Annotated in this window: 5 protein-coding genes; 4 read left to right on the top strand and 1 reads right to left on the bottom strand. The window is 62.7% G+C overall.

Annotation, left to right across the window (positions count from 1 at the left end; translation table 11 throughout):
- The 4 genes from MLE27_RS12415 to MLE27_RS12400 form a co-directional block, all read left to right on the top strand.
- Positions 1-821, top strand: an 821-nt coding sequence (locus MLE27_RS12415) for an acyltransferase family protein (protein WP_243312394.1), incomplete at its 5' end; no start/stop codon positions are given.
- A gap of 395 nt (positions 822-1,216) precedes the next feature.
- Entirely contained in the window at positions 1,217-2,398 is a 1,182-nt protein-coding gene (locus tag MLE27_RS12410) for an acyltransferase family protein (RefSeq protein ID WP_243312393.1), read from the top strand.
- A gap of 301 nt (positions 2,399-2,699) precedes the next feature.
- Positions 2,700-4,001, top strand: coding sequence for a hypothetical protein (locus MLE27_RS12405; protein WP_243312392.1), 1,302 nt, complete (start codon positions 2,700-2,702; stop codon positions 3,999-4,001).
- 240 nt (positions 4,002-4,241) lie between these two features.
- Positions 4,242-4,484 (top strand): helix-turn-helix domain-containing protein, encoded by a 243-nt coding sequence (locus tag MLE27_RS12400; RefSeq protein WP_243312391.1) that lies wholly within the window; start codon positions 4,242-4,244, stop codon positions 4,482-4,484.
- Positions 4,485-4,512: 28 nt separating this feature from the next.
- Here MLE27_RS12400 and MLE27_RS12395 read toward each other — a convergent pair whose 3' ends face one another.
- On the bottom strand, positions 4,513-6,705 hold the full coding sequence (locus MLE27_RS12395; RefSeq protein WP_243312390.1) for an ATP-binding protein: 2,193 nt from the start codon (positions 6,703-6,705) through the stop codon (positions 4,513-4,515).
- Positions 6,706-6,859: the final 154 nt, after the last annotated feature.

Raw genomic sequence — 6,859 nt, 5'->3', positions numbered from 1 at the left:
CCCTGTTCTTCGTCTCGGGCTGCCTGGCCGTGGGCAGCCTTCGCCGGGGGCGCCTGGCCCTGACGCTGGGCAAGGCCAGGGCGCTCATCTACCCCTACGTGGTCTGGTCGCTCATCGTCTGGACCCTGCGGGCGGTGTCCCCGGTGCAGGGCAACGCTCCTGCGGAGCTGTACCAGATCCTCTACATGTTCTGGGAACCCTACGACATCTTCTGGTTCCTGTACGAGCTGTTCCTGTTCTTCGCCGCCTTCGCCCTGCTGATCCCCCTGGGCGTCCCCGTGCTGGTGGGCGTGGCCTCGGCGCTGTTCGCCATCAAGGGGCTGGTGTTCATGCCCAAGATATTGTTCCTTTTCTGCACGCACTTCCTGTACTTCTGCCTGGGGGTGGCCAGCGCCCCGCTGGTGCGGCTGGCCCCGCGCGAACCGAAGCCCCTGCCCTTGCTGGTGCTGGCCGCCGGGCTCATGACCGTGCAGTTCGTGGCCACGGCGGACGCGGCCTGGGAGCTGCACCTGCCCCTGTACCAGAGCATCCTGACCTTCACGGCCGTGGCCTTCGGGATATCCGGCGCCACGGCCATGCTGCTGGCCCTGGGCCAGGGGGCCCTGGCCCGGGGCCTTGCCTACCTGGGCGCGGCCAGCATCCACATCTACGTGGCGCACACCCTGTTCACCGCCGGAACGCGGATCATGCTGCGCAAAGTGTTCGGCGTGGAAGATTTCGCAGTGCAGTTCGCGCTGGGATTCGCCGCGGGCGTGGTGGGGCCCATCCTGCTCTACAAGGCCCTCAAGGCCATGCGCATGGAATTTGTCTACAAGATATAGCCGCGATACGCCTGCCCGGCGGGGGCTCCTTCCAGGGGCCCTCTTCCTTCCTGGCATTTCCTGAACGCCTGGGTGATGCCCGTGGGCCGGCACAATGTCCGACCGCCTTCTTGATGTTCCAGTCCGGCACGATCACCACGCCGCCCCATCCGAAGCCCTCGACCATGACCTTTGCCGTGTCGATCCCCTGCCCCTGATTCTGCCTGATGGGCCTGCGCTCGCCCGCAGCGGCCGCCCCTAACGCAGCGGGCCTTGCCAGGGTTGGAGCACCTTCTCGAAGCGTGCCCCGCAGATATGGAGCCCCCCCGAGGGACACCGGCGAGGTCTCCGCCTGAGCCCGTGTAACCCTTGGTCCTCGCCGGGCATCATGCTTCCATATCAGGGGAGACTCGGCCATGCGCATCAAGCCAGCCGCCTATGTTCCGGTGCTGGGCAGCATCCTGCCGACTGCGGATTTCCTGTTCTCCGCCGGAGCCAGGGCTTTGGACCTGACCCGACAGGAGACCGTCATGCAGCGGCCATGCGAACCCATGGACGACGCAGGGGGAGCCGTCCACCCCTCCGTCCAGCCCGCTGGCCAGCCCTCCGTCCAGCCCGCTGGGCAGCCCCGGCTGATGACCGTGGACCTTCTGCGCGGCTGGGGAATCGTGCTGGTGGTGGCGATGCATGTGATCTGGGGGCTGCGCATGGCCGAGATGCGTGTGCCCCAAGCCTTCCTGAACCTGTACGACTGGAACTACACCTTCGCGGCCCAGACCCTGTTCTTCGTCTCGGGCTGCCTGGCCGTGGGCAGCCTTCGCCGGGGGCGCCTGGCCCTGACGCTGGGCAAGGCCAGGGCGCTCATCTACCCCTACGTGGTCTGGTCGCTCATCGTCTGGACCCTGCGGGCGGTGTCCCCGGTGCAGGGCAACGCTCCTGCGGAGCTGTACCAGATCCTCTACATGTTCTGGGAACCCTACGACATCTTCTGGTTCCTGTACGAGCTGTTCCTGTTCTTCGCCGCCTTCGCCCTGCTGATCCCCCTGGGCGTCCCCGTGCTGGTGGGCGTGGCCTCGGCGCTGTTCGCCATCAAGGGGCTGGTGTTCATGCCCAAGATATTGTTCCTTTTCTGCACGCACTTCCTGTACTTCTGCCTGGGGGTGGCCAGCGCCCCGCTGGTGCGGCTGGCCCCGCGCGAACCGAAGCCCCTGCCCTTGCTGGTGCTGGCCGCCGGGCTCATGACCGTGCAGTTCGTGGCCACGGCGGACGCGGCCTGGGAGCTGCACCTGCCCCTGTACCAGAGCATCCTGACCTTCACGGCCGTGGCCTTCGGGATATCCGGCGCCACGGCCATGCTGCTGGCCCTGGGCCAGGGGGCCCTGGCCCGGGGCCTTGCCTACCTGGGCGCGGCCAGCATCCACATCTACGTGGCGCACACCCTGTTCACCGCCGGAACGCGGATCATGCTGCGCAAAGTGTTCGGCGTGGAAGATTTCGCAGTGCAGTTCGCGCTGGGATTCGCCGCGGGTGTGGTGGGGCCCATCCTGCTCTACAAGGCCCTCAAGGCCATGCGCATGGAATTTTTCTACAAGATATAGCCGCGGTACCCTTCCCGGGCCGGAACTCCTTTCCGGGGGCCTCTTCCGCCTTGACATTTCCGGCTTATCATTCAGAGCATGTTCCCCGGATACCGGCCGCGCCGTCGCGAATGGGCACGGCCGAGGCGTGATCCCGACACCGCGCCGCAGGCTGCCCGGCCTGTTCGCCCGGTTCGAGCCATGTCTCAGTGGAGTACCTCGCGGCTGGGGAGCCACACCCTGGGGAAGCCGGTGGGGAATTTTCCGAAACTGCGTAACCAGCAGGGCCTCGCCGGGAATCTTGATGAGAGGAGATCCGGTCATGCGAACCAAGCCACACGCCTTGATTCCTATGGTTCTCAGTGTCCTGCTGACGGCTTTTTTGCTGTTCTCCGCCCCCGCCGCCAAAGCCGCCACCTACCACTTCGGCGTCAACGCCGACAACTGGAGCGCCCAGATCAGCAATCCGGCCTTCCTCACCGGCCTGAAAGCGATGGGGGTGCAGTTCATCGTCTGGCACCTCTCCCCCGAGGAGGAGAACGGCCCGGGGCTCATGACCATCGTGAATTTCTGCCGGGCCAACAACTTCAGCTACCTCTTCAACACCGAGTTGGTGAACTACGTCCCGGACGTGCCCTACTTCACCAACTCCGACGGCACCTACCGCTGGGATCTCAGGCCCGCCACGCTTGACCTGCTCAAGAACGACCCCCTGTTCATCGGCCAGGTCTACGACGAGGCCCTGCTCATGCAGTCCCTGAGCGGTTCGGTGGTCAACGGCCGCACCTTCCCGCCCTACTTCGTCGATACCAGCGGGATGACCCCGCAGGCCGCGTTCGACGCCGTCTCGGCCAAAATTGCGAGCCTCGTCTCCTACTTCGCCCAATACAACAAGATCGCCCTGTTCGAGATGGTCTTCCCGGACTACGCCCACGTGGTGGCCCGGGCCGGAGCGCAGACCGCGCCCAAGCTCCTGAAGGAGAACCCGGTGGACCTGATGACGGCCATGTACGCCGGCGCGGCCCGCCAATACAATTCCAAGCAGCTCTGGGCCTGCGTGGACCTCTGGTTCCTGGACAAGTTCCCCGTGAACGGCGTGGGCGGCGCGGGCTACCACACCCCGCAGCAGCTCTACGACGCGCTGTGCTACACCTACACCGCGGGGTATGACTGGGCCTACATCGAGCATGTGAAGGGCCTGCTCAACCAGACCACCTTCGCCCTGACCGATTACGGCAAGCAGGTCGTGGCCTTCCAGAAGGCCAAGGCATTGCTGAAGCGCGGCGATTGGCGCACCATCAACCCCAAGTTCATCGTGAAGCGGTTCCCGGACGGCTACTGGGGGCAGAAGTACTCCACCTTCCTGCCCGACCGGCCCTATGGGGCGCCAAAGGCCGCCACAACGACCACGACCTCGGGGCCGAACTGGCTCTCGCTGCTCTACATACTCACCAATGGCAAGCTGCCGTCCGACGCCAACAACTGGAACGCCATCATGCAGCCGTATTTCCAGTCGACACCGTACTTCCTCAAGGCGGGGCTGCCGACCATGCTCGTGTTCGACCACTATTTCACTGACTTCTCAAAATATCCCACAGCCACGGTGGTGGATATGACGAAGTAGGCCCGCTCCCTCTCAGGCCCGCGCACCCAAGGGCCGCGACAGCTCACCGGGGCTGCGGCACGGCACATTGCCGAAGCCGCGGCCCTTGCGTTTTGAGCTCATCCAAACACGAAGGAGGGGGCCAGGCCGCCCCGGGCTGCGGCCACGCGCCGCCGGGATCGCACGACGCAGCTGAAGACCACAGCCCGTCGCCGGGGACACGGCGTGGACAGGGCCTCCCGTTTCGTTCTATGCCGGGGCATGAGCAACGACACCACGAACATTCCCCAGGAAGTCGCAACATTGGCCGGTTCGGGCCGCAAGAGCCTGGCCCGCGCCTGGCGAGAGCACCTGGGTCTGACCAAGGAGCAGGTGGCGGCCAAGATGGGCACCTCCGTAGCCGCGCTGGAGCAGATCGAGGCGAAGTCGGCCAAACCGCGCCGTGCCACGCTGGCCAAGGTGGCGGCGGCGCTGGGAGTGAGCGTGGATCAACTGGTGGGGTAGGCTTGGGAGGCCGCCTCGATCAGGCGCGTCAACACTGCGGCGGAACTGCCGCAGGCGCGCAGCACACGGAGCTGTCACGGCCGCAAGGCAGCGTCACCGTGATCGTCGTTCCCTCGCGATCGGATGTGGCAAACGTTATGTCCCCGCCGTGAGCTTTGGCTATGAGCCTGGCACTGTACGTCCCCAAGCCGGTGCCGTACGCTTTGCCGCTGGTGACATACTTTTCGAAAAAATTACTGCGTACACAAAGCGGTATCGCCCCCTCATTGTGGAACTCGATCTTATCACCCAGGCGTTCATGCTTGTGCGTGACCTCGACGACTCCACCTTTCGGAGATGCCTCTATGGCGTTTTTCACCAGATTCTGGATCATCTCCTCCAATAAAACCTCCTCGCCTTCCAAAATGTGGTGATGTTCATCCGGACTCATAAGCAGCGTGACACCAGACTGCTCCAGCAATGAGTCGTTTGTCATACGGACTGAGTCAAACAATCGCGCGCAACTGCAAGCGGTCTTTTGCACCTCATACGCCCCGCCCTCCATCTGAAGAAGCTTGTCCACAGAATCCACCATCAGGGTCACATTGCGTATTTGATGAAGTATATGGGGGACATGGTCATCAAACTGATTTCCCACGCCTCTCTTGAATGCGAGTTCCGCCATGGCGTGCAAACTGAAGAGAGGCGATTTGATGTCATGCCTGACGATGCGTTCCACATCGGCGCGGAAAGCCTCGTCCGTCTTGCGTTTGGTGATGTCCTGTACAGTGACGACAGCCCCCGCGATTGATCCTTCCGGCCCGTAAATCGGGGCTGCATTCACGGAGCCCCAGAACCTGATCTCCGCGCCGTCCGAAAAAAACAGCTCTTCACCGGTTACAATTTCCCCCCGCAGAGCCCTGAAAGCGGGAATTTCATCGAGCAGAAGGGGCACGCCGTCCCTGAGAACGTCCAATGGAGGGTGCCCGTCATTGGTTTCGACCCGTTCACCTTCGGCCAGGAAAGGAAACATCCGCATGGCCTGCTGATTGAGCCGCTGGATGGTTCCATCCGCACCGAGCACGAACAGCCCTTCCGCGATCGACTCCAGAGTCGTATCCAATAATTGCGCGCGCTTATCTGCCAGAACTATGCTGTTTCGCAATTCGGCGTCGCGCTTCATGAGCAGATCGCCGGCCATGGTGATCGAACTCGCGATGATCCGCGTCTCCTTCAAATCCATTCCGCTGATCTTTTGGGGATTGCCCTGGCCCAATTTCAGAGTGGCGGATGCAAGCTCGTCGAGAGAGGTGCTCAGGCTGTCACCCAGGCTCAAAGCAAGAGCAAGGCCAAGGTTGCCGAGAAACAAGGTGCCCCCGACGCTCAAATACAGCCATTGCCACAAGTCACGTTCGACAAGTGCCTTGGGCACGCTGATGAACACCGTCCATCCTGAACTTTTCGAGTGGCTGTAGCCGACGAGCGAGGGCTCACCCGTCGATCCGGCATCCTCCAGCACCCCCTCGGCGGAGTCCCTCATGCGGTGCTCCGTAACGGGCATGTCGAACTTCTGGCCCTGCAACCTGTTCTGGTCGCCGGTCCTCATGACGATGGCGCCCTGGCTGTCGAGGATCGTCGCCGTCCACTCCTTCGGCAGCGGCGGAAGCATCAGCGCATCGATAAGGTGATCGACAGGGATGGTCATCGCCAGATCGAAGACGACACGGCCGGCGCGCATCACGGGAACATCGATACTTATCATGTAACGCCCCGTCACAGCGCCCCTGTAGACACCGCTGACGCTTTTCTCGCCGGTTTCGAACACCCGCCGCACCCGGTCGGGAACGTTGCGCTTCGGCAGAGGGGCTTCTGGCGGCAAATAGGAATTGAACACCTGCTGCCCCGTCTCGTCAGCCAGGATGATGTCTGACTCGGGGCGGTTGGCGAGGGCCATCAGGGTGCGGTCGCGAAGAATGGAGAAATCGCCCGACGCAAGTTGTGGGGATTTGGCTAGAATTTCCAGGTCGGCCTGGATGTCGCGCAGTTCCTGATCGATGATCTTGGAATAGCTGCGCGTGGACGCAAGCATGCTGCTGGCTATGTCCGCCTGCCTGCGTCCAAAATTTGTATAGGCGACGAGACACGCGGCTAGGGTCATGGGCAACACGCTGGCTATCACTATCAACAACAAACGATAGCGTACGGAGAACCGCCATTCCTTCCACCGCTCCGCAAGAGTCATATACACTCCTCCCCCTCAGGTTAGGGCGAAGCGAGCAACAGGCTCTTGACGCCGCCTCCGACAGCTTGTCGTACATCGCTCAATACAACATCGTGCAACCGTATTGATTCAATGACAACATTTACAGTAGAAATCAAGCAGGTTGAGAATGCGC

Source organism: Fundidesulfovibrio agrisoli (assembly GCF_022808715.1).
Classification (GTDB): Bacteria; Desulfobacterota; Desulfovibrionia; order Desulfovibrionales; family Desulfovibrionaceae; genus Fundidesulfovibrio; species Fundidesulfovibrio agrisoli.
The sequence above is the reverse complement of the archived record's forward strand: the minus strand, read 5'-3'. Positions and strand labels throughout refer to the sequence as shown.

Bases quoted from the DNA above. Each gene is read 5' to 3' on its own strand.
- MLE27_RS12400 (WP_243312391.1), top strand. From the start codon at position 4,242: ATGAGCAACGACACCACGAACATTCCCCAGGAAGTCGCAACATTGGCC.
- MLE27_RS12410 (WP_243312393.1), top strand. From the start codon at position 1,217: ATGCGCATCAAGCCAGCCGCCTATGTTCCGGTGCTGGGCAGCATCCTG.
- MLE27_RS12405 (WP_243312392.1), top strand. From the start codon at position 2,700: ATGCGAACCAAGCCACACGCCTTGATTCCTATGGTTCTCAGTGTCCTG.
- MLE27_RS12395 (WP_243312390.1), bottom strand. From the start codon at position 6,705: ATGACTCTTGCGGAGCGGTGGAAGGAATGGCGGTTCTCCGTACGCTAT.